This window comes from Vibrio sp. D417a (assembly GCF_030248595.1).
GTDB classification, from domain to species: domain Bacteria; phylum Pseudomonadota; class Gammaproteobacteria; order Enterobacterales; family Vibrionaceae; genus Vibrio; species Vibrio alginolyticus.
On sequence record NZ_JAHGAM010000007.1, the window covers coordinates 186,735 to 207,510 of the forward strand.

At 45.7% G+C, this 20,776-nt stretch carries 18 protein-coding genes and 1 pseudogene; 5 read left to right on the top strand and 14 right to left on the bottom strand.

Going from position 1 to position 20,776, the window contains the following annotated elements; translation table 11 throughout:
- Positions 1–41 precede the first annotated feature (41 nt).
- Genes KI742_RS08780 through norV form a run of 3 tightly spaced genes read right to left on the bottom strand, consistent with a single transcriptional unit; the run spans position 42 to position 3,083 of the window.
- On the bottom strand, positions 42–380 hold the full coding sequence (locus KI742_RS08780) for a DUF1971 domain-containing protein (RefSeq protein WP_005375231.1): 339 nt from the start codon (positions 378–380) through the stop codon (positions 42–44).
- 43 nt (positions 381–423) lie between these two features.
- Complete coding sequence (norW, locus tag KI742_RS08785; RefSeq protein WP_285385802.1) at positions 424–1,572, bottom strand: NADH:flavorubredoxin reductase NorW; 1,149 nt, start codon at positions 1,570–1,572, stop codon at positions 424–426.
- Positions 1,573–1,580: 8 nt separating this feature from the next.
- A complete protein-coding gene (norV, locus tag KI742_RS08790) occupies positions 1,581–3,083 on the bottom strand; it encodes an anaerobic nitric oxide reductase flavorubredoxin (protein ID WP_372052361.1) in 1,503 nt (500 codons plus the stop codon).
- A gap of 190 nt (positions 3,084–3,273) precedes the next feature.
- Between norV and norR the strand changes: the two genes are divergently transcribed.
- From norR to azu, 4 genes are all read left to right on the top strand, one after another.
- Entirely contained in the window at positions 3,274–4,806 is a 1,533-nt protein-coding gene (gene norR, locus KI742_RS08795) for a nitric oxide reductase transcriptional regulator NorR (protein ID WP_285385804.1), read from the top strand.
- Between the two features lie 397 nt (positions 4,807–5,203).
- Positions 5,204–5,722, top strand: a complete 519-nt coding sequence (locus KI742_RS08800) for a hypothetical protein (protein WP_005375218.1) — start codon at positions 5,204–5,206, stop codon at positions 5,720–5,722.
- Positions 5,723–5,991: 269 nt separating this feature from the next.
- Positions 5,992–6,642, top strand: a complete 651-nt coding sequence (locus tag KI742_RS08805; protein WP_005385872.1) for an HAD family phosphatase — start codon at positions 5,992–5,994, stop codon at positions 6,640–6,642.
- Positions 6,643–6,977: 335 nt separating this feature from the next.
- The gene (azu, locus tag KI742_RS08810; RefSeq protein ID WP_005375211.1) at positions 6,978–7,430 is read left to right on the top strand and encodes an azurin; all 453 of its coding nucleotides are present in this window, start codon (positions 6,978–6,980) and stop codon (positions 7,428–7,430) included.
- Between the two features lie 226 nt (positions 7,431–7,656).
- On the opposite strand, the gene KI742_RS08815 is transcribed toward azu, so the two are convergent.
- From KI742_RS08815 to KI742_RS08840, 6 genes and pseudogenes are all read right to left on the bottom strand, one after another.
- A complete protein-coding gene (locus KI742_RS08815) occupies positions 7,657–8,007 on the bottom strand; it encodes an ethanolamine utilization protein EutQ (RefSeq protein ID WP_005385875.1) in 351 nt (116 codons plus the stop codon).
- Positions 8,004–9,320 (bottom strand): FAD-binding oxidoreductase, encoded by a 1,317-nt coding sequence (locus KI742_RS08820; RefSeq protein ID WP_285385806.1) that lies wholly within the window; start codon positions 9,318–9,320, stop codon positions 8,004–8,006. The genes KI742_RS08815 and KI742_RS08820 overlap by 4 nt, the downstream gene beginning before the upstream one ends.
- 12 nt (positions 9,321–9,332) lie before the next feature.
- Complete coding sequence (locus tag KI742_RS08825) at positions 9,333–10,616, bottom strand: NAD(P)/FAD-dependent oxidoreductase (protein ID WP_285385834.1); 1,284 nt, start codon at positions 10,614–10,616, stop codon at positions 9,333–9,335.
- A pseudogene (locus KI742_RS08830) lies at positions 10,605–10,766 on the bottom strand (rubredoxin); the annotation flags it as partial. The pseudogene KI742_RS08830 and the gene KI742_RS08825, both read right to left, overlap by 12 nt.
- 142 nt (positions 10,767–10,908) lie before the next feature.
- Entirely contained in the window at positions 10,909–12,345 is a 1,437-nt protein-coding gene (locus KI742_RS08835; protein ID WP_285385808.1) for an aldehyde dehydrogenase family protein, read from the bottom strand.
- 1 nt (position 12,346) lies between these two features.
- Positions 12,347–13,534, bottom strand: a complete 1,188-nt coding sequence (locus KI742_RS08840) for an aromatic ring-hydroxylating dioxygenase subunit alpha (protein WP_285385811.1) — start codon at positions 13,532–13,534, stop codon at positions 12,347–12,349.
- A gap of 319 nt (positions 13,535–13,853) precedes the next feature.
- Between KI742_RS08840 and KI742_RS08845 the strand changes: the two genes are divergently transcribed.
- The gene (locus tag KI742_RS08845; protein WP_138939664.1) at positions 13,854–15,590 is read left to right on the top strand and encodes a BCCT family transporter; all 1,737 of its coding nucleotides are present in this window, start codon (positions 13,854–13,856) and stop codon (positions 15,588–15,590) included.
- Between the two features lie 94 nt (positions 15,591–15,684).
- Here KI742_RS08845 and gcvA read toward each other — a convergent pair whose 3' ends face one another.
- The 5 genes from gcvA to KI742_RS08870 all read right to left on the bottom strand — a co-directional run bounded on the left by gcvA (position 15,685) and on the right by KI742_RS08870 (position 20,768).
- Positions 15,685–16,611, bottom strand: coding sequence for a transcriptional regulator GcvA (gene gcvA / locus KI742_RS08850; RefSeq protein ID WP_047103923.1), 927 nt, complete (start codon positions 16,609–16,611; stop codon positions 15,685–15,687).
- Positions 16,612–16,858: 247 nt separating this feature from the next.
- Entirely contained in the window at positions 16,859–18,223 is a 1,365-nt protein-coding gene (locus KI742_RS08855) for a TrkH family potassium uptake protein (protein ID WP_025768536.1), read from the bottom strand.
- A gap of 1 nt (position 18,224) precedes the next feature.
- Positions 18,225–18,878 carry a TrkA family potassium uptake protein gene (locus tag KI742_RS08860; RefSeq protein ID WP_005375180.1) on the bottom strand — a complete coding sequence of 218 codons (654 nt, stop codon included), beginning with the start codon at positions 18,876–18,878 and terminating at the stop codon, positions 18,225–18,227.
- A 151-nt stretch (positions 18,879–19,029) separates the two neighbouring features.
- Positions 19,030–19,728 (bottom strand): response regulator transcription factor, encoded by a 699-nt coding sequence (locus KI742_RS08865; protein WP_053350063.1) that lies wholly within the window; start codon positions 19,726–19,728, stop codon positions 19,030–19,032.
- Entirely contained in the window at positions 19,725–20,768 is a 1,044-nt protein-coding gene (locus tag KI742_RS08870) for a DUF4118 domain-containing protein (RefSeq protein ID WP_285385816.1), read from the bottom strand. Before KI742_RS08870 ends, KI742_RS08865 begins: the two co-directional genes overlap by 4 nt.
- Positions 20,769–20,776 lie beyond the last annotated feature (8 nt).

Below are 20,776 nucleotides of genomic sequence, written 5' to 3' on the forward strand. Positions count from 1 at the left end.
TTGACGATTAGCATAACAGTCAAAGCACTTAAAAAGGTTTACTACTGCTTAGCATGGAACATCGCTTGCCCACTCTTGTCCTTGTTCGACCAGAAATTGATGTTGAACTGAGCATCATCGCTCATCTCAATGCGGTGCCAGTACTGCGGTGGACTTGTAGCAAACTGGCCTGCATTAATCACCACCACTACTTCTGCTTCTGTGGCATTTTCATCAGCAAAGCCGTAGTAAGTCACTTGCCCTTCCATGACGCACAGCTGCCCAAACACACCCTCAGCGGTATTGTGATGAGTCAGTAGCGCTGGTGGCACATTGTCTTTAGTGAAGAAAGGCGTTGAACGTTGAACAGTCCAGTCTTTAGGAATTCGTAGATGCGACATTAATAATACCCTCTCTAATTACAATTCTTTTCGTTTAAATCGGTTAAGCCTGAGCGGCTTGAGACAACTCTCGAAGTAGTGGAAATGCTTGCGTAACTTGTTCTCCCGTCACGACGAAGCCCATGAGTCGGCGATTTTCATCTTCTGCCTTCGCGGCAATACCAGTTTGAGAAATCTGCACGCTCCAGTTCGTCACAGAACTAAAATCGCCTGCCAATTGAATTGGGTAGCTCGGCGTTTTGACCTTTACCATCATAGGCGGTAGTTTCAACTCTGCTTCTTGCTCCAGTAGTTGTTTGCCCAAAGCATTGGCACTTAGCACGATCGGTTGGAGGTACGGCATCATTCGACCTTGGATCTCAGCACAATCGCCTAATGCGAACACATTGGCTGCTGATGTCTGTAATCGAGCATCCACCTCGATGCCTTTATTGACACTCAACCCACAAGCCTTCGCTAACCAAGTGTTAGCACGTAAACCCGCAGCTGAAATCACTACATCGGCTTCGATTTCCTTACCTTTGCTCAAGCTTGCCACCAGCGAATCATCCGAGTGATTGATCGCGACAACTCCAGTCTCTAAGGCAAGTTGAATACCTTGCTGCTTAAGTTGATTCTCCAGCCGCAATGCAACAAATTCAGGAATCAAGTTAGCGAGCAAACGGGGATTTGGCTCAACCACCGTAACGGCTTTACCACTGGTTGCGAGATCCATGGCGATCTCGACGCCGATCAAACCACCACCCATTACTAGAATTCGTTCCGCGCGGCTAATTTGCTCTTCCGCTAATTGATATTCTTGTAGCGAGTTCAGCGTTATCACCTCAGGTGCTGCACCACCAGATATTGGCGGCACAAAGGCTTTCGCGCCTGTCGCAAACACCAGTTTGGAATAAGGATAGGTTTGGCCGTTGGCGACCACTTGCTGAGCTTGCACGTCGACATGCTCAACCTTGGTATGGGCGAACAGTTCGATGTTGTGTTCCTGTGCAAACGCCTCACCACTTTTAACTACCAAGTCTCGGGCAGTTTGCTTGTTACTAAATACATGACTCAAATCGGGCTTGTTGTATTCCGCGCCATCATCAGCAGTAAACACTTGCAGCGGAATATGTGCGTCCATTCGACGCACTGTTTTCACCAATTGGTAAGCCGCAAAGCCGCTACCAATAATCACAATAGGTGCTTGCATATTCCCTCCTAACCGTTGTATTCAACGAAAACGTCTTTACCTAAATGGCATTCTGGGCACAAGAAGTAATCTGGCACTTCCGACCAAGCTGTACCCGGTTCAACACCTTGGTTAGGCTCGCCTTTAGCTGGGTCATATACCCAATTACAAACCGTACAAACCATGCATTGACAATCTGCGGGATGCGCCTCAGTACTAGGGTTGCTAGGAGCAGCATCTACTACCGCTTGTGTTGTCACTGGCGCAACGGGTTGTGATTGAACTTGTGGTACAGATGCAGTAATCGCAGGAGAAATAACAGGACTTGTCAGGTCATGCTTTGCCCACAATTTTGCGATGTTCTGACCATGTTCGCGACATTCACGCATCGCTTTACCATCTGGTCGCCATTTGGTTTTCAAGCTCACTGCGGTTTCAAAACCTGCGTCAGTCAATCGAGCATGGATACGATCCACCGCGCCACCATTCCAACCGTAACTACCGAATGCTGCGGCCTTCTTCGCTTTAAAGCGCAAACCAGTAATTTCTTCTAGCATGCCTGCGATCTTCGGCATCATGACGTTATTCATGGTAGACGAACCAACCAAGATGCCTTTTGAGCGGAATACGTTGGCGAGAATTTCATTCTTATCATGCTTAGAGACATTAAAGACTTTGACCGCCACACTAGGGTCGACATCGTGAATGCCTTGCGCGATTGCATCGGCCATCATTCGGGTGTTATTTGACATAGAATCGTAGAAAATCGTAATGCGATCTTCTTGATAATTGTCTGCCCACGCCAAGTATTGCTCGATGATTTGAACCGGATTATCGCGCCATACAATACCGTGTGACGTTGCGATCATGTCGACAGGCAAATTGAAACTCAGCACTTCTTTGATTTTTGCGGTTACCAAGCTGCTGAATGGCGTTAGGATGTTTGAGTAGTAACGCAAACACTGTTCCATCAACTCATTTTGATCCACTTCATCATTGAATAAGCGTTCATCGCAGTAGTGCTGACCAAATGCGTCATTGCTGAATAATACTGCATCGCCAGTTAGGTAAGTCATCATGCTGTCTGGCCAATGCAGCATCGGCGCTTCCACGAACACCAATTGCTTACCGTTACCAATATCGATGCTGTCGCCCGTTTTTACAGTTTTGAAGTTCCATTCAGGATGGTGGTGATGACCCACAATCGAATCAATCGCCGCTTCTGTACAGTAAATTGGCGTGTTCGGAATCTTCTCCATTAATGCCGACAATGCGCCTGAGTGATCTTCTTCTGCATGGTTTACCACGATAAAGTCGATAGACTTAAGGTCGATTTCCATCTCTAAATTTTGGATGAATTGTTGACTGAATCGATGATCGACCGTATCAATCAATACGGTTTTCTCTTCACGAATTAGATAACTGTTGTAGCTGGTACCTTTTGTCATTTTGTATTCTGTACCGTGGAAGTCTTGAACTTCCCAATCGCGTTGACCTACCCAGTGGATGTTGTTTTTTACGTGAATTGTCATAATTACTACCTTGAATGACGGGATAAACAAAAATAATTTCTTCTTGTATTGCACTGGGTGTGCCAACTTTTAATTCCATTAAATTTCAACAACTTAACTAAAACTCAACTTTGACAGCTGTCATTTAGACACAGTTGAAAATTGTCATTAAGACACTACAATAGTCATATTGACACAATCGGTATTGGCTATGACTTCTTTAATCGCGCAATGGCTACACATCACGCAAGACCTTAACTCAGCGCTCACTCAACAGGCTCGCTTTGATACGTTATTAACCACGATTCGAGATGTATTGAAGTGTGACTCTTCTGCCCTTCTTTTGTATGAAGAGCAGCACTTTAAGCCTTTAGCGATCAATGGATTGGCGAAAGAAGTGCTTGGACGCCGTTTCTCCATTGAGCAACACCCAAGGTTAGAAGCTATTGCCCGAGCAGGCGATATCGTGCGTTTTCCCTCTGACAGTGATTTACCGGATCCATACGATGGCTTGATTCCAAACCACGATGATAAACTGCATGTCCATTCCTGCATTGGTTTACCTTTGCTGATCGACGATCAACTGATCGGTGCTATTACGATTGACGCCTTCGACCCCAACCAATTTGATAGGCTACGCAACCAAGAATTACGTTTTGTCAGCGCATTGGCAGCAGGTGGCTTGCACACTGCACTCCTACTAGAACAGCTAGAGACACAAGCGAGCCTGCCACGCGACTCTTACGCCGAGAAGCGCACCTTAAGTAATGAAATCATTGGCAACTCTAAGGGGATGAAGAATCTTCAAGAGCAGATTGATGCCGTCGCCGATACGGAATTGTCTGTGCTAGTGATGGGAGAAACGGGCGTGGGTAAAGAGTTAGTTGCCAGCGCTATTCACCATCGCTCTAGCCGCTCGAACAATACTTTGGTTTACCTCAACTGTGCGGCGCTGCCAGAATCAGTCGCGGAAAGCGAGTTGTTCGGCCATATCAAAGGCGCATTCACAGGTGCAATCAGCAATCGTAAGGGTAAGTTCGAACAAGCCGACGGCGGCACACTGTTTTTGGATGAAGTCGGCGAACTGTCGTTAGAGCTGCAAGCCAAGTTACTTCGAGCCCTACAATACGGCGACATCCAACGAGTGGGTGATGACCGCCATATTCGAGTCAACACACGCATTGTCGCCGCCACTAACCGTATATTGCATGAAGAAGTCACTACTGGTCGCTTCCGAGCCGACTTGTATCATCGTCTAAGCGTCTTCCCGCTTCATGTTCCACCTCTTCGTGAACGTGAAGACGATGTGGTGTTACTCGCAGGCTTTTTTGCCGAACGCTTAAGAAGCAAATTGGGATTAAACAGCATTCGTTTGTCCCCCACTTTGGTGCAAGCACTCAAAGACTATTCATGGCCAGGCAACGTGCGAGAGCTTGAACATGTCATTAAACGTGCTGGTGTTTTGGCTAAAGCGCGTACTCATGCCATGGACATTGAGTTGGTTGAGCAAGATTTTGATATCCGAACGCCGAATCAGAACATCAAGAACGTTGAAGAAGCGGAACAAAACTCTCGGCTTGAGCTACCAGAAGGCGGATTGAAGCCTGCCACAGACGCCTTCCAAAAAGCGATGATTGTTCGAGCTCTGGAAGAGAATCAAGGCAACTGGGCAGCAACGGCCCGTCAGTTGGAACTGGACAACGGCAATTTGCACCGATTAGCGAAGCGCCTAGGGATAAAATAGACACTAACGAATATCACCTAATATGGCATATTCATCGCCAAATAAAGAGCCGATGCCCAACCGCTCACTCAGCCCACTATAAGTAGTGAGCAGAGTGCTCAGATAGAATAGCCACCTAAGTTTGACGGTATTTTCTTCTAAATTTTATTGTCTTGAACCACCTCACAGATTTAATAACCCTTAACAATAAACATAATAATAGTTAAGGTGTTTTTATGAGCCAGATCTAATAAAATTAAATATATAGTATTTATTTTAAGAATTTAAACTTTCAAAGTTCATCATAATAAATACAACCTCTATATATACACTTTACCTTCAAAAAACATCAAAATATAATCCCTTCGATAAAAACACTTAAATGAATTTAACTGTATAAAAGTGAGGAGAATAAAATATGGGATATGGGGCGACAGTATATTCATTAGATACTGAAAAGGTTTTTAACGTATTAAAGAATGAGCGTAATCCAGAGCTAGAAAAAGCCATCATGGAAAGGTGTCAAGACTCCTTTAAAGTGATTAATGAAATGCTGGAAAGTAGTGGCGAAAGCATCCGAGCTGAAGAGCTTCTTATGCAGATGCTGTCTGAAGAGATAAAATACAGTCACTTGGGTTACGCCTATGCTTACTTGCTTGAAGCTATATGTAAGATAACTGGTTATTACTTGTCCAATAACTCTTGGTATCCATGCGATGTAAACGATTTCTGCGATATCCCATTCACTAACACCGATTATCCTATAAAATTCCCATTCCCTGACGATTTCCCAGTTGTTTTTATGATAAAAAATCAAGATATTCACCAAGATAACGTTGACTTCGGAGGCTTATCAGAGCAACAAATATCTGAAGTCAAGAGCTGGTACACTCATGCAGTCGTAAACAATCGTGACTTGGTATTATTTTATTATTAATTTTAACTATTAATAAATTATCCAATAGTTAAAATAACAATGGAATATTAATAAAACTCTAGCTTATATTAAGATAGAGTTTTATCTATTTAACTGAAATTTTTATAATTTTAAAAATATTATATTTCACACCTAATTTATAGACTATGTGTATAGTGTGTTCAGAGGCAATGTGAACTCATAGGATCAAAATCAAGTTCTAATTTTTAGAAGAAAAACCGATCTGCTTGTGTCAAAATGCGCCATCCCAACCAAAAAGTCTTAATGTAATGAACTACCAAGCTGCTATTTTTGATATGGATGGTTTGCTCCTTGATACCGAGCGCGTCTGTATGCATATTTTCCAAGAAGCATGTGAAGCCCAGAACCTACCCTTCTATAAAGATGTTTACCTTTCAATCATTGGTCGCAATGCAGCGGGCATTGAAGTGATTTTTCGTAAAGCTTATGGGGATGATCTTGACCGCTTACACCAAGAGTGGCGCGACCGTTACGACGCTGTGGTTAAGCACCAAGCGATACCGGTAAAAGAAGGGGTGATTGAGCTGCTTGAGTGGTTGAAAGGCCAAGGGTTGCCAATTGCAGTCGCCACTTCTACAGCAAAAGAAGTGGCACAGAAGAAGTTGGAGTTAGCGGGCCTAAGCAAGTACTTCGACAACTTAACGACGGGCTGTGAAGTGTCACACGGCAAACCTGATCCAGAGATCTACCTGCTTGCAGCAAGTCGTCTAAGCGTAGATCCAACCAAATGTCTCGCCTTTGAAGATTCAAATAATGGCGTACGTGCTGCGGTAGCAGCGAACATGATCACTTATCAAATTCCTGATCTGGTTGAGCCTTGTGACGAAATAAAGCAATTAGGCCATACTGTCGCACCTTCACTGCATGATGTGTTGCACACGTTAAAACAAACTCGCTAGGTTTACTTGTCATCTGTTCCCTAGAAGCTCAGCAATTTAGCTGAGCTTCTTTCTCGAAACCTCTCCAATACCTTAAAACCAAACGATTCTTCCACCCGTTTAGCGAGATTAATTTCACCTTAACTCTGGCTAATCACGACTTTTGATTTAACTCACGCAATCGCATGAAATAAGGTATTTGAGTGATCAAATAGCGGAACTGACCAGTACAAGCTTGCAACAAAACGTCAATATACCGATTGAAGCACGTTTTTGGAGTGAAAATTGGCTGATAATGAGAACTATTGGATAAGATCAATCCAAGTCAGCCTAAAATACAAAATGGAGAGTGTTATATGTCTTTACGTTTATTAGCAACAACCTTCGCATTAGTCGGAATGAGCTTTGGTGCCCAAGCCAGTGCCGAGTGTGAAGTGTCATTAGATGCTAACGATATGATGCAGTTTTCTACTAAAACATTGAGCGTACCAGCCACTTGTAAAGAGGTAAAACTGACGCTGAATCACACAGGTAAGATGCCAGCGCAATCGATGGGTCACAACGTGGTCATCTCTGACACAGCCAACCTACAAGCAGTCGGTACTGATGGCATGGCAGCTGGAGCAGAAAATAACTACGTAAAACCAAATGATGATCGCGTCTACGCTCACACAAAAGTAATTGGTGGCGGTGAAAGCACCAGCATTACGTTCAGTACTGAGAAAATGAAAGCCGGCGGTGACTATTCATTCTTCTGTTCATTCCCGGGTCACTGGGCAATCATGCAGGGTAAATTTGAGCTAAAATAAAAGATTTAGCCAAGCCAAAAGAAGACTCATTATAGGGAAGCCAAGGCTTCCCTTTTTGATAGATAAAATAGCAATTGAGAAAGGTCTAACACGTCTGGAAACGTGACCAAGAAACATAGCAAGTAAGAAACCCTTGCTCCATTGAGATTAAGTTCTTTTACGAAAACTCATGGGTAAAAATCGGATTTTTGTTTTGCCTTTCCGAGACACTACTAAATGATAAAAGTCATTCAATACCATGTAACTCTTTCCAGTTTCCTGGATGAACCACATAGCCGAACAGAGCATGCCCACCATAAACCAATTCAGTTCCTTCCGGTATCCAAAGCATCTGACCTGGGTGCACAAAATGTGTCTCACCATTTGCGGTCAGCTCAAAACAGCCTTCAATCACAAAAACAACTTCATCATAAAGCACTGTCCAAGCCACTTTAGCGCCTTCCCATTTAGCAAAGCCTACACCAATGTTTGGTGAAATTTCTGGGCTTAACGCCCTGGCAACATACGCCATTCCCGGCGTATCACCACGAACATTGAAATCTAGACTTTTACTATCAACAAGTTTGACTTGCTTCATAATTCACTCCGGCTTTGCCATTTTGCTAATTGGATACGCGTTTTTACTCCCAAACCTAAAAAAGGCTCTGGCGGATTCAAACAAGGCATTCCTGTCACTTGCTGTATGTCATCCAATGATTTAGATGTCGCACCAACGACATAGTCAGCTAACAGTGTTCCAGAAATGGTTCCCCACGCAGCACCAACACCATTGTCACAAGCGCTGGCATAAACACCTTCATCTAATTGACCGAAAAAGTTAGTAAAGTTACGAGAGATGGCATACACCCCACCCCATGTGTGAGTAAATGGTACGTCGGCCAGCTCGGGATAACGCGCCAGAAAGACCTGACGATGATCGTCGCGAATTTGTTCTCTGACTTTATCGTTCATGCTTGAGCCATATTTCGGCACGTGTTTGTAAGTATTGCGGATCAAAATACGTCGATCGGCGGTCATACGTAACGTCGTTCCCGCATGATCAGCTGGAGTTAACCCCCAATTCAGCTCACCTCCGTATCGTTGCATTTCTGCGTCGGTTAATGGACGCGTCCAGCTTGCAAACGTCATCACTGGAAGTAGTCTGTTTTTAAGATAACCAAACTCCCGAGTAAAAATGCTGGTCCCAAGCAGCAGTTCAGGGGCTTCAACAGAGCCACTATCTCCATGTAATACCCAGCAACCGTTTTCTTTACTGAGCTTGCGGATTGGCGAGTTCTCTAACACCTCGACGTTCTCTGGAAGGCTTTCCCCTAGCCCACGCACCAAAGCAGCAGGTTGCATTAAATAACCACCTGGCGTGTAAATTGCGCGGCTGTAGTAGTTGGTTCCCAAGACTTTCGCCAGCTCACTGCCATTAACATGGAAGTATGGTTCGCCAAGGTCTTTCATTAGGTGCTCAAAGTGATCGAGATATGCTTCACCGCGCGCCCCTACGGCTCCTTGATATTTGCCCTTTGCTGACCACTGACAAGAAATACTGTGCTTCGACACTAAAGTGTTTAGCTGAGCAATCGCAGAACGGTTGAGTGATAATAACTTTTTCTTGTGCTCAGGGTCGGGATGCTCAAGTGAAAACTTATGAGGCAAATCGATAACAAAGCCCGAATTTCTTCCTGAAGCCCCTTGGCCGATACGTTGCGCATCAATCAGTATAATTCGTGCATTAGGCATAAGTTCAGCTAAACGTCTTGCCATAGCTAGGCCTGCGAAACCGGCACCTAACACGGCATAGTCAGCACTTTGTTTACCTTTTAACGCCGATTTTTCTGGAATACTTGGCAACGCATGGTACCAACCACACGTCACGTCATCATTGGGTAAATGAATCATCTTTTTTCTCCGCTACGCTGCTGACAGTTTCAATGACAATTGATCTAGCCAAGGGCCGCGTAATGACTGTACTTTTCTTCCTAGCAACGCAAAACCGAGCATTGCTCCTTCTGGTGAATAAAACGCAGCGGTCAATTCATCTGCTTGGTTCTCGATGTACCATTGTCCCTGTTCTTCAGCGGCTACCGGGAAAATCGTGAGTGGAAGAATCGGCGTTTTTACAATCACTGGAGTTGGTGTTAACGAGATAGGGGCGACATCGCCTAGCAAGCTTTTCGCTACAGAAGGGATCATTTGATTAATCGGTGCAATATACGGCTGCCAACCTTGCTCCGTTTCAACACAGTCGCCTAGCGAGTAAATACTCTCATCACTCGTCTGGCCGAATTGATTCACTTTAATGCCGCGGCCCACTTCGAGCCCTGCTTGCTCAGCCAGAGAAACATTTGGCTTGAGTCCAACCGCGCTTAGCACTAGGTCTGCTTCAATCTGCTTGCCACTGTTCAGATGTAAAACCGCACTGGATTCGGACCTTGGCTCGATTCTGGCGATACTGTCTTGTAGAGCCCATTGCACGCCTCGTTCGGCAAGTGCGCTTTGTAATGATTCACCCAACTGTTGCGGGATCAAACGCTCCATTGGCCATTGACCCAACCCGATAACTGTCACTTCATAACCGCTTTCGATCAGGTCATTCGCGAACTCACAGCCAATTAAGCCATCACCTAGGATCGCGATGCGCTTTTTGTCTTGCAGCTCCGATCTGAAACGGCGGTAGTCAACTAAGTCGTTCACACTCATAACCCAAGAGCGATCGCCCTCAATTGGGATTTCAATCGGTGATGCACCTGTTGCCAGTACCAAGCGGCTGTAGGCGTATTTACCGATGGAGGTATGTAGCGTTGAATTGGCACGATCGATCTGTTCAACACGCGTATGCGGGTAAACGCGGATATTGAGACGGCTTTCCCACTTCAACGCGCTTTCACTTTGCAGCGCGTCGCCGTCTTTGTTCATGACCAACGCATTAGACAAAGCTGGTTTGCTGTACAGAGCGCCATCATCAGCGGTAAAGACGGTGATAGCAACCGTCTCGGATTGTGCTCTAAGTGCCGCCGCCAACTGGTAACCACTGTGGCCACTACCGATGATAACGATAGGGTCATTTGAGAATACAGGTTGAGTAACTTCAGATGGAAGAGGCTGAGCCGTATTTGGCTGAACAGATGCTTCTACCGACACCGAAGACACCACTGCAACCTCTTCTAGTGGCACATCGTCGGTGATTTCGATCATTTCAAAATCGGCCTTACCCACTAAACAGTCAGGACATAACCAGTCATCCGGTACATCTTCCCATGCTGTTCCTGGTGCAATGCCATCGGATGGCCAACCTTGTGCTTCATCATAGATTAAGCCGCAAATAATACAGAGCCACTTTCTCATCACTTTTACTCCAACTACCTTGTTCAGAATTTCCGTGTTTACAAACCGCTGTCAGATTTGTAGCGATTCCATCAACCTCGCCCTAGCTTGTGGTCTGAAATCCAAGCCGGTACGAGGTGATGAAAATACAGTTACACGGTAGCTATACGTTGCTGTCTTGCTGCAAACGAATGGCAATATTGCGTGTCTGGACGTAGCTATAAATCGCTTCTTGTCCTTTTTCTCGCCCAAACCCGGACAAGCCCACGCCACCAAATGGTGTTTCGATGCCACCAGCAAACCATTCATTGATGAACACTTGTCCACCACGCAGTTGCTGTGCCACACGCAATGTTTGGTTTAGGCTTTCACCAAAGACACCAGCGACCAGGCCAAAATCGGTGCCATTCGCGATTTCAACGGCCTCTTGCTCGGTTTCAAACGGTGTAATTACCAGTACAGGGCCAAACACTTCTTCTTGAGCAATACGCATATCTGGTGAGGCTTCAATCACCGTCGGTGCCACAAAGTAACCCGACAAATCAGGGGCGTAGCCACCCGTTAGGATGTTCGCGCCGTCGGCTTTTGCTTGTTCTATCATTTCAAGCACGCGCGCTTGTTGATCAGCCGATACCAACGGTGTGATGTCCGGCTGGCTTTCGCCTTGGCCAATGGTTAGGCTTTTTGCCATTTCCACAACCGCCGCTTTTACTTCTTCATAACGCTCTTTTTGAATCAGCAAACGAGACATTGCCGAACAAACTTGACCAGCGTTAAAGAAAATACCGACCTGAACGCTTTTCAAAAGTGTTTCGAGGCTCGCATCTTTCAGCGCGATAGCAGCCGATTTACCACCCAGCTCCATCACCGATGGAGTAGCGCGTTGCGCTGAATCTTGCAGGATGCGTTGGCCAGTTGGAACAGAACCCGTAAAGACAATTTGATCGACCTCTTGGTGCTGCACCAAATGACTGCCAACGACTGAGCCTTTGCCACATAGCAAGTTAATCGTGCCTTTTGGGAAGCCCGCTTTTTCAATCGCTTTAATCAACAACGTCATAGCGAGTGGGGAAATCTCTGGCGATTTGATCACCACTGCGTTACCAGCAGCTAATGCAGGTGCTAATGAGCGTGCACAAATAGAAACTGGGAAATTCCACGGCACAATCTGCACTGACACACCAAACGGCACATATTGGGTGAAATCGACATAATCTTTACCCAACGGAATTGACGTGCCTTCCAGCTTGTCGGCCATGCCAGCGTAGTATTCGAAGTAACGTGCCGATTCTAAAAACTCATCTTTGGCATCTTGCAAAGATTTCCCATTTTCACGGCAGGCAACTAACCCACCTTCATCAACCATTTCACGAATAGCCGCGGCGGCTTTTAACATCCACTCGGTTCTGACGGCTGGACGAACGTCCGAAAGAACGCCTTGATTGACTACTCGACGTGCCGCTGCCATTGCGCGGTCGGCATCGGTGATAGTGGCTTCTGCAACCGTCGCATACGCTTCGGCTGTGCCAGGGTTCATGACGGTCAGCGCTTGCTCTGAATCGCACCACTCACCATCAATATAATTAAGGTAATGCATCATATTACTGCTCCAGTGCCGCTTTCACTTGCTTTGCCAACCAGGTTTGAAAGAAATGCGTCGGAACATCCATTTCTGGTGAGAACACACCACCACCAAAGCCAGGTGAGTAACGACCTTCCTGCATGCCCTCGACCGCTCCAATATCTTCGCCGAATACGACTCGCCATGACTCAACGGTAGCAGTACGGCACGCAGCGAACTCATCTTTCGTTGCTTCATCACCCACATAGAAAACACGTAGGTGCTCAACACTCTTATTCGCAGTGATTGGTTCAATCATCATCGCAAAGGCATGATCGGCTTGAATACCAAGCAACACGTTTGGAAAGAGTGCAACGTATTCTGCATGACGCAGTTTATCTTCTGGCCAGCTTGGAAATTTAGGTAAGTGTGTTCCTGCAGTATCAGAGAGGTTGTATGCGAGACTACCTTGGCCAGCAAAACGCTCTGCAAACATGATGTTGTAGTGATCCTCTAGGCGAGAATAACTATTCAAACTCGGATGCACCCAAGGTAAGTGGTAAGCTTCACAGTAGTTTTCTACGGCAAGCTTCCAGTTACTTTTCACTTCTATCTCTAAGTTGCCACCCATGTTCACGCGGCGAAGAAGCCCTAATCCTTCTTCACCTAAGAATTGCTGCCAACGTTGCTCTAGCGGCGCAATATGCTCTTCAAAGCTTTCTGCTTTGCCCGATAAGTTGACGAATACCATGTCCATCCAAATGGCTGAACGAAGTGGCTTAAGGCCGTGCTTTTCACACTTAAATCGATCATCTTTATGTTTTGCGATACCACCAATGTGTGGTGTGCCTTTTAGATTGCCATCAAGATCGTACGTCCATGAATGGTAAGGACAGCGAATCATGCCTTGAACTTCGCCTGCCTCATGAACCAGCTTCATACCACGATGACTACATACGTTGTGGAAAACTTGGACTTCACCTTGGCGATTTCTCATCATGAGTAGTGGAAGATTCATGAAATCAAGTGGCATCACATAACCATTTTTAAGCAGGTCTGATGCAAAACCAATACATACCCAAGTGTTACCAAACACCTGATCACGCTCAAAAGTAAAATACCCTTCGCTGGTGTAGGCCTGATTCGGCATTCCTGTTGCTTCACTGATTGGGTTCAGTACATTATCAACAAGTTCAACAGGAATAATGGTTTGGTTGACATTGCTCATATTCTTATCTCCGAGAGTCGAGTTGCATCCAGTGCGTACAACATCGTGTTGTGTTAGTGGAGATGATTTTGATTAACAACCCGGCAACAAACAAACGACTTTTTCGCCGGGCTTGGATGAGTTTTTGTCATTCATGCATTGATCTCGAACAAAAAAATAACCTTTTAATTAACAATGATCTTCTTGTCATGATTAATACTCATTAACCGATGAGTATTAATCAGTTGAAACACAAAAGCCCTCTCTCTACTCTCTTTCAAAAATTAACAATAACGCAACAAACAATAACGCTAAAACAAACGCACTGTGAGGGATGCCTATGAGAGCAACATCTGGGATATTGAAAGGACTCAATCCGACTGTGACAATCGCATCAAAGATCGTCGTTATCGGTTTTGTACTTTTCTGCGCCATTCTCGCCAACCAAGCGGGCCAATACTTCGAAACGATTTCCGGCATTTTGCTGCAGAATATGAAGTGGTTTTACATCGGACTTGTTTCACTCGTTGTCGGTTTTCTTCTTTACCTTATGGTTAGTCGATATGGACATATTCGTTTGAGTAAAGATGACGAAAAACCAGAGTTTAGTTATTTGTCTTGGGTATCCATGCTTTTTTCCGGAGGCATGGGGATAGGCTTAATTTTCTGGTCGGTCGCCGAACCGATGTGGCATTACGCTGACAACCCATTTACTCAAGGCCTGACCAATGAAGCCGCAACAACATCAATGAAACTGACATTCTTTCACTGGGGTCTACATCCTTGGTCTGTCTTTATTATTGTTGCACTCGCATTAGCCTACTTTTCCTACCGTAAAGATCTGCCTTTTACCCTACGCTCTATCTTGTACCCTTTGATTGGCGATCGTATTTATGGGCCTATCGGGCACACGGTTGATATCCTAACAGTCGCGGTGACTGCTTTCGGTATCTCTCAAACCTTGGGGATGGGAGTTATCCAAATAAACTCTGGTTTGAATCAAGCCTTTGGCCTAGACATTAGTTTGGGGATTCAACTCTTTATTATCGTTTCCCTTTGTACTTGTGCGGTTGCGTCGGTGCTATCTGGTGTAGGAAAAGGTATTCGCCGTTTATCAGAATGGAACATGCTGCTTTCACTCGCACTCGTGCTGGTCGTACTTTATATTGGCCCAACTCGCTATATCTTAAATACGCTACTCGAAAGTACGGGGCTTTATGCACAAAACATTGTCGGTATGAGCTTATGGAGCGATGCACAGAATGACTCTGGCTGGCAAAACTGGTGGACGGCTTATTACTGGCCTTGGTGGATGACTTGGGCACCTTTCGTTGGCATGTTTGTGGCTCGTATCTCTAAAGGACGCACAATACGTGAACTTATCGGCGGTGCTCTCATCGTACCCACGCTGATCACGTTCTTATGGATTTCAGTATTTGGTGGTGCAGCGTTGAAGGTAGAGCAAGACGCTCGTGTTGCTCATCAAGAGCAAGTCACTGCGGCACAAGAAGCCAAACAAACACCACCTGCGGATTTTTCTGGCGGCCCGATTCTTGAAGCGACTAAAGCCGATACGACACGCGCTTTGTTTACGCTATTCGACAATCTAGATACAGGTATGTTTGGTAAACTACTTAGCGTGCTTGCGTGTCTATTGCTCGGTACTTATTTCATTACCTCCGCAGACTCGGGTACCTTGGTTCTATGCACCCTCGATGCCGCTGGGCACAGTGAGCCTCCTACCTCTATACGCGTATTGTGGGGGATCATGATCGCAGCCATTGCGGGAGTACTTCTATACGCAGGAGGGTTAAAAGCAATGCAAACGGCCTCCATTATTGCCGGTTTCCCTATCGCCATTTTTATCGCGGTGATGAGCTTAACGCTGTTTCATAGTATTCGACGCGAACCTAAGCCATGGGCAATGCTGCCTGAGCATGTTCACCCAGAGCAAGAGAAACTTGATGGTCCTGTTGAACCGCTTGTTGAAAGCAAAACAGTGGCTTCCGAGCCTATCGCTTCAAGATCCTCACAAAAAAGTGATTCCACACTCAATCAGGGACCAGTACTAAGTTAGTGCGTCGTTTCATCAATCAATTAAAACAAAGCGGGAACTGGTACTCCCGCTTTTTTAACATGACCAAACTCTGTTATTTTCTCTGCTTATTGATTTAGGCTAAACCTCGATCACCCACCTCATCTGGCAACTGTTGCAAAAGCCACTCTCTAAAACGCTTGACGCTTGCTGGGATTAAACCTCTATTTTTAGGTTCAAGCATAGAGAAATTGGAAGGTGTTGAAAGCACGTGTTCGACTGGCCTAACTAAAGCACCGCTTTGTAAATAGTCGTCCACTAATGACCCCCAGGCTAACGCGATGCCCTGACCATTAATTGCCGCTTGTAACAGCATTGGATAGTTATTGATGTTCATGCGATTACGAGGCGAAATATTTGGCAATCCTACACTCGCAAACCACTGCTCCCAATTCACCCAATCTCTTTGAGACTCTTCCAGATAGAGTAACGTTTTATTGAAGATTTCTTCTGGCTCACTAGGCTGGCCGATTTTCTCTAAATAAAGCGGGCTACACACAGGGAATACCTCTTCTGAAAATAGCGTTGTCACGTCCATTTCCGCAGGTGGAGTGCGACAATAAAACAAGGCGATATCGCAATCTAATCGGCGTAAGTCCAACACATTATCTGAGGCCAATATTCTTATATCGATGTCATCATGTTCATTTTGAAATTGAGCAACCTTAGGCAACAACCACAAGGCTGCCATTGCATTTGTCGTCGCAACCGTGATCTTTTGTTCGCCCTGCCACTTCTTCACTTCACCCGTGATTTGAGCAATATCGAGCAAAGATTGGCTGACAGCTTGATAATATTGAAGACCTGTAGGCGTTAAATTAATGCTTCGATTGGCTCGCGTGAACATAGCCTTGCCTAAATATTCTTCTAATTGTCTAATTTGGCGACTGATAGCACCTTGGGTCACGTTTAGCTCGTCAGCGGCTAACGTAAAACTCAAGTGCCGCGCCGACGCTTCAAACGCAACGAGGCTATTTAAAGGTGGGAGGGGTTTGATTTTCATGTATCTTCCAGTAAGGCAGTATTGTAATTATTTTTATTCCCGGCAATCTTATGTTGCACGTGGATAATGCCATTCTGGACAACACCTCAAAAACGACAATTTATAAATGATAAAAAATAGAGATGAATCATAAATTGTTGTGAGAGAGACTGCCGTATACAGTTTCGTGGCTACAACGAGCACAAAAAGAGGAGCAGTTACTCCTCTTTTGTCTAGCCTTTTGCTCACTTTGTACGAGTTAGCCCATTTACCCTATTGCCAGTTTAGTACTCGCGTAACGCGCTTTTTTCTTTCTTGGACTGGCTAAGAAGTACGCTAATGTAAGAGGCCCTAATCGTCCCATAAACATCATGAAGATGATCACTAACTCACCCGGTTCGGACAAACTGCCCGTTAAGCCTCGCGATAACCCAACCGTACCCAGTGCCGAGACCGCTTCGAACATAATGTCTAACATAGACGCTTTCTCTGTCAGTAACAGCGTGAATATGGCAAACCAAGTCACCCCCACCGAGATCAGAGTCAGCGCCAATGCCTTGCTGATGGTCTCTTTGGGAATCTCGCGTTGAAAGGCATAGGTTGCTTCATCGCGACGCAAATAGCTGTAAGTCGCCAAGACTAACACTATAAATGTCACAACTTTAATGCCACTTGCCGTACTCAATGATCCACCGCCGATAAACATCAACACCAGAATGATCGCCGTTGTGGCATCTTCCAACTGATCGATAGCTAAAGTGTTGAACCCTGCCGTTCTTGGCGTCACCGCTTGAAACCACGATGCCCACCATTTCCCTGCTTCGCTCAACGGGGCAAGCGTGTTGGGGTTGTCATATTCAATCAGATAAATCGCGATAAGTGCCACCACGTTAATGATCATCGTGCCTAAGATCATCATTCGACTGTAAACGGTGAGTCGATGCCAACGGCGATTGCGTTTTAAGTCAATCCAAACCGAGAAGCCTAAACCACCAATAATGAACAAACTGGTAATGGTGAAGTTAACGACCGGGTCGTCCACGTAAGGCATTAAGCTATCGGCACTCAACGCAAAACCTGCATTGTTAAACGCACTGATGGTGTAGAAGAAACCATGGAACAAACTGGTTTCCCAGCCCAGCTCTTCACTCCAATAAACGCTCAAAATAGTGAAACCAATAAGTTCAACGAGCAGAGCGAACATCAATACAGATTTAGCAGTGGCAATGAGTGTCGATGAATCAGTCTGGTTGAACGCCTCTCTCGCGACTGCTCGCTCCAAAAAGCCAATTTTTCCGCCCAGAGCCAGCAAGGTCACGATGGCAAACGTCATCAAACCTAGGCCACCACATTGAATCAGGAAAGCAATAACCACTTGCCCAAAAGGCGTAAACGCCGTGCCCGTGTCCACCACAACTAATCCCGTCACCGTAATGGCCGATGTCGCAGTAAACAGGCTTTGAATCCAAGTGATGGGCTCTGTGGTGGCAATCGGCAGTTTGAGTAAGACCGTGCCGAGCATGATCAAGCACGCAAAGCTGAGGCTAAGTATTAATGGCGGTGCGCCCAACAATTTTTTGCCCGCTTTGGGTTTTCGCTCGATTGGGATAATAGAGGGATGCCACAAAACCATGTTACACCAACCTTGGAGCGACGTATTTCAGCTCAGCGCGACTACCGCAAAGCAATAGCGTGTCGAACTCATTAAGCACAAACTCATCATTGATATTGGTGTAGACGGCTTCTTCGCGCTTCACCAATATCGGCTGAATGTTGTAACTACCTCGGCTGATCAACTTAGAAAGCGGCGTATCGTGCAGATTGGATTTAACGTGGATTTCCACCACATACAAGCCATGCCCCATTTCCAAATAGTTGTTCACCATCGGATAGTTGAGTGCCTGCGCGACTCTTACGCCCATCTCCTCTTCCGGATGAATAATGCGTTGTACACCAAGCTTAGACACGATGGTGTGGTGTGCTTTGGTGCTCGCTTTGACCCAAATGGATTTCACACCCAGATTTTTCAGCGCCAGAGTACACAACAAACTGGCTTGCATGTCTTCGCCAATCGCCACCAACACCACATCACTGTTTGCTAACGCTAACTCTCTGAGTGCACCTTCGTCTGTTGCGTCACATATGACCGCTTGCGTTAACTCTTCGACGTATTTTTCGACGATTTTCGGGTCGCTATCCACCCCCGTTACGGTGTGTCCAAGATGAATAAGTTCTAAGCTGGCGGCAACGCCAAATCGCCCTAGACCAATTACTGTAAAGTGAGCCATATCAATACCTAACTGTGTTTTATGTATAGAAAATGCTAATGCGTTAAGGGTTAGACTGATTTTCCGTCACGGAAAATAGGCAAAACGAATCCTGTTCGAGTGCCGATAACCAGCACTAAACCTTGGCATTAACGTTGATTAAATTTGGAATTTAGTAGTGCTTGGACGTCTCAAGCACTAAACGATAACCCAGCCCCGGCTCGGTTTTTAATAGCCGCTGTTCGTCAGCACTATCGTTCAGTTTTTTGCGTAGTTGACTCACTAACACGCGTAAGTAGTGAGTGTCTTCGACATGACTTTTTCCCCAAATCACCGCTAGCAAATGAGTTTGCTCAATGAGTTTTCCCGGCTTGAGAATCAACTGTTCAATGAAAGAAAACTCTTTCTTGGTGAGTGGAATTTCCCTCTGATCCAACCAAAATTGGTGAGTACTTTTGATGATTTTGACTCGGCCAGCCACCAGCTCATCAGCGACGGTTTGCTCATCCACCAAATCTCGAACCAGCACTTTGATGCGCGCGATGAGCTCTTTTACGCCAAAAGGCTTGCTCAAGTAATCATTCGCGCCCGCTTCTAAAAGGCGGATTTTTTCCTCTTCTTGATCGCGAGCTGTCAGCACTAGCACTGGCGTTTTATAGGTCTGACGAAGCGTAGTGAGAAACTCCGTCCCATCGCCGTCGGGCAAGCCTAAATCTAGCAGAATTACGTGCGGCGAATACGCTTCGAAACACGCTTTGGCTTCTGCAATGGTACTCGCGCCAATGTAATCAAACCCTTCAGCAGACAGCGAAATTCGAATAAAGGTATGAATGCGAGGCTCATCGTCCACGACTAAAACTTTGTAACTCACGCCTGCTCTGCTCCTTGATTGAGTGGAAGTCGAATGTGGATCAGCGTCCCTTCTGATACTGGCATAGATTGAATATATCCTTGGTGTGCGGTGATGATGCCTTTGGCAACCGCGAGTCCCATTCCGGTGCCTGAATCGGCCGATTTGTTGTTCGCGCCGGAATAGAAAAGGCTGAATATTTTTTCCGCATCTTCAGCTTTGATGCCAATCCCCATGTCCCGAACATCAATCACGCACGACAAACCCTGCTTAGAAAGTGAAACCTCAACAGATTCATTCTCTGGTGAAAATCGCATGGCATTATCCAACACATTAAAAATAGCTTGTTCGATGAGCGAACGACTTACTGATAAATAACCAACGGAATCATCCATATTCATGGACACTTTCTCGGTGTAATTCGGCAAACGAGAAACCGCATCCCGCACAATATCTGCAATCAGCTCATCTTTTTTGGTAATTTTTAATGTGCCGTGCTGGAGCTTAGTCGCCTGTAAGAGGTTCTCGATATATTGATGCAAGCGATGGCTTTCTGAAGTCGCACTGTCGAGCAATTCTTTACGCTCTAAGTCATCGAGCTTGGGCATGTACTCGTTGAGTGTGGTCAGTGTTCCAATAATGGTTGCTAGCGGCGTGCGTAGGTCATGGGACACCGATAGCAGGATGCTGTTTTGCAGCTTGGTTTGTTTTAACTCTCCCTGCTGCCGACGATAAAGATCCGCAAAGGTGCTGGTGATAAAAGCCACCACCATAAACACGACTAAATTAAAAATGTCTTCCGGACGAAACATCTGCAAAGAGTAACGAGGCGTCGTGAAAAAGAAGTTGAAGCTCAACGCTTCGATCACCGCCGCCGCATAAGCGAATCGCGAGTTGCATTGAAACGCCACTACCACGACCGCTAACTGTAAAATCAGCAGGACTGCGGCTGTAGAGCCAAACAGTTGGTCTAACAGCCATGAGACGACAACCGCACCAACAATCACGGTAGTAGAAAAGAGAAAGGTGTTATCTCGCCATTGAACAAACATAAAATACATCAACCAAA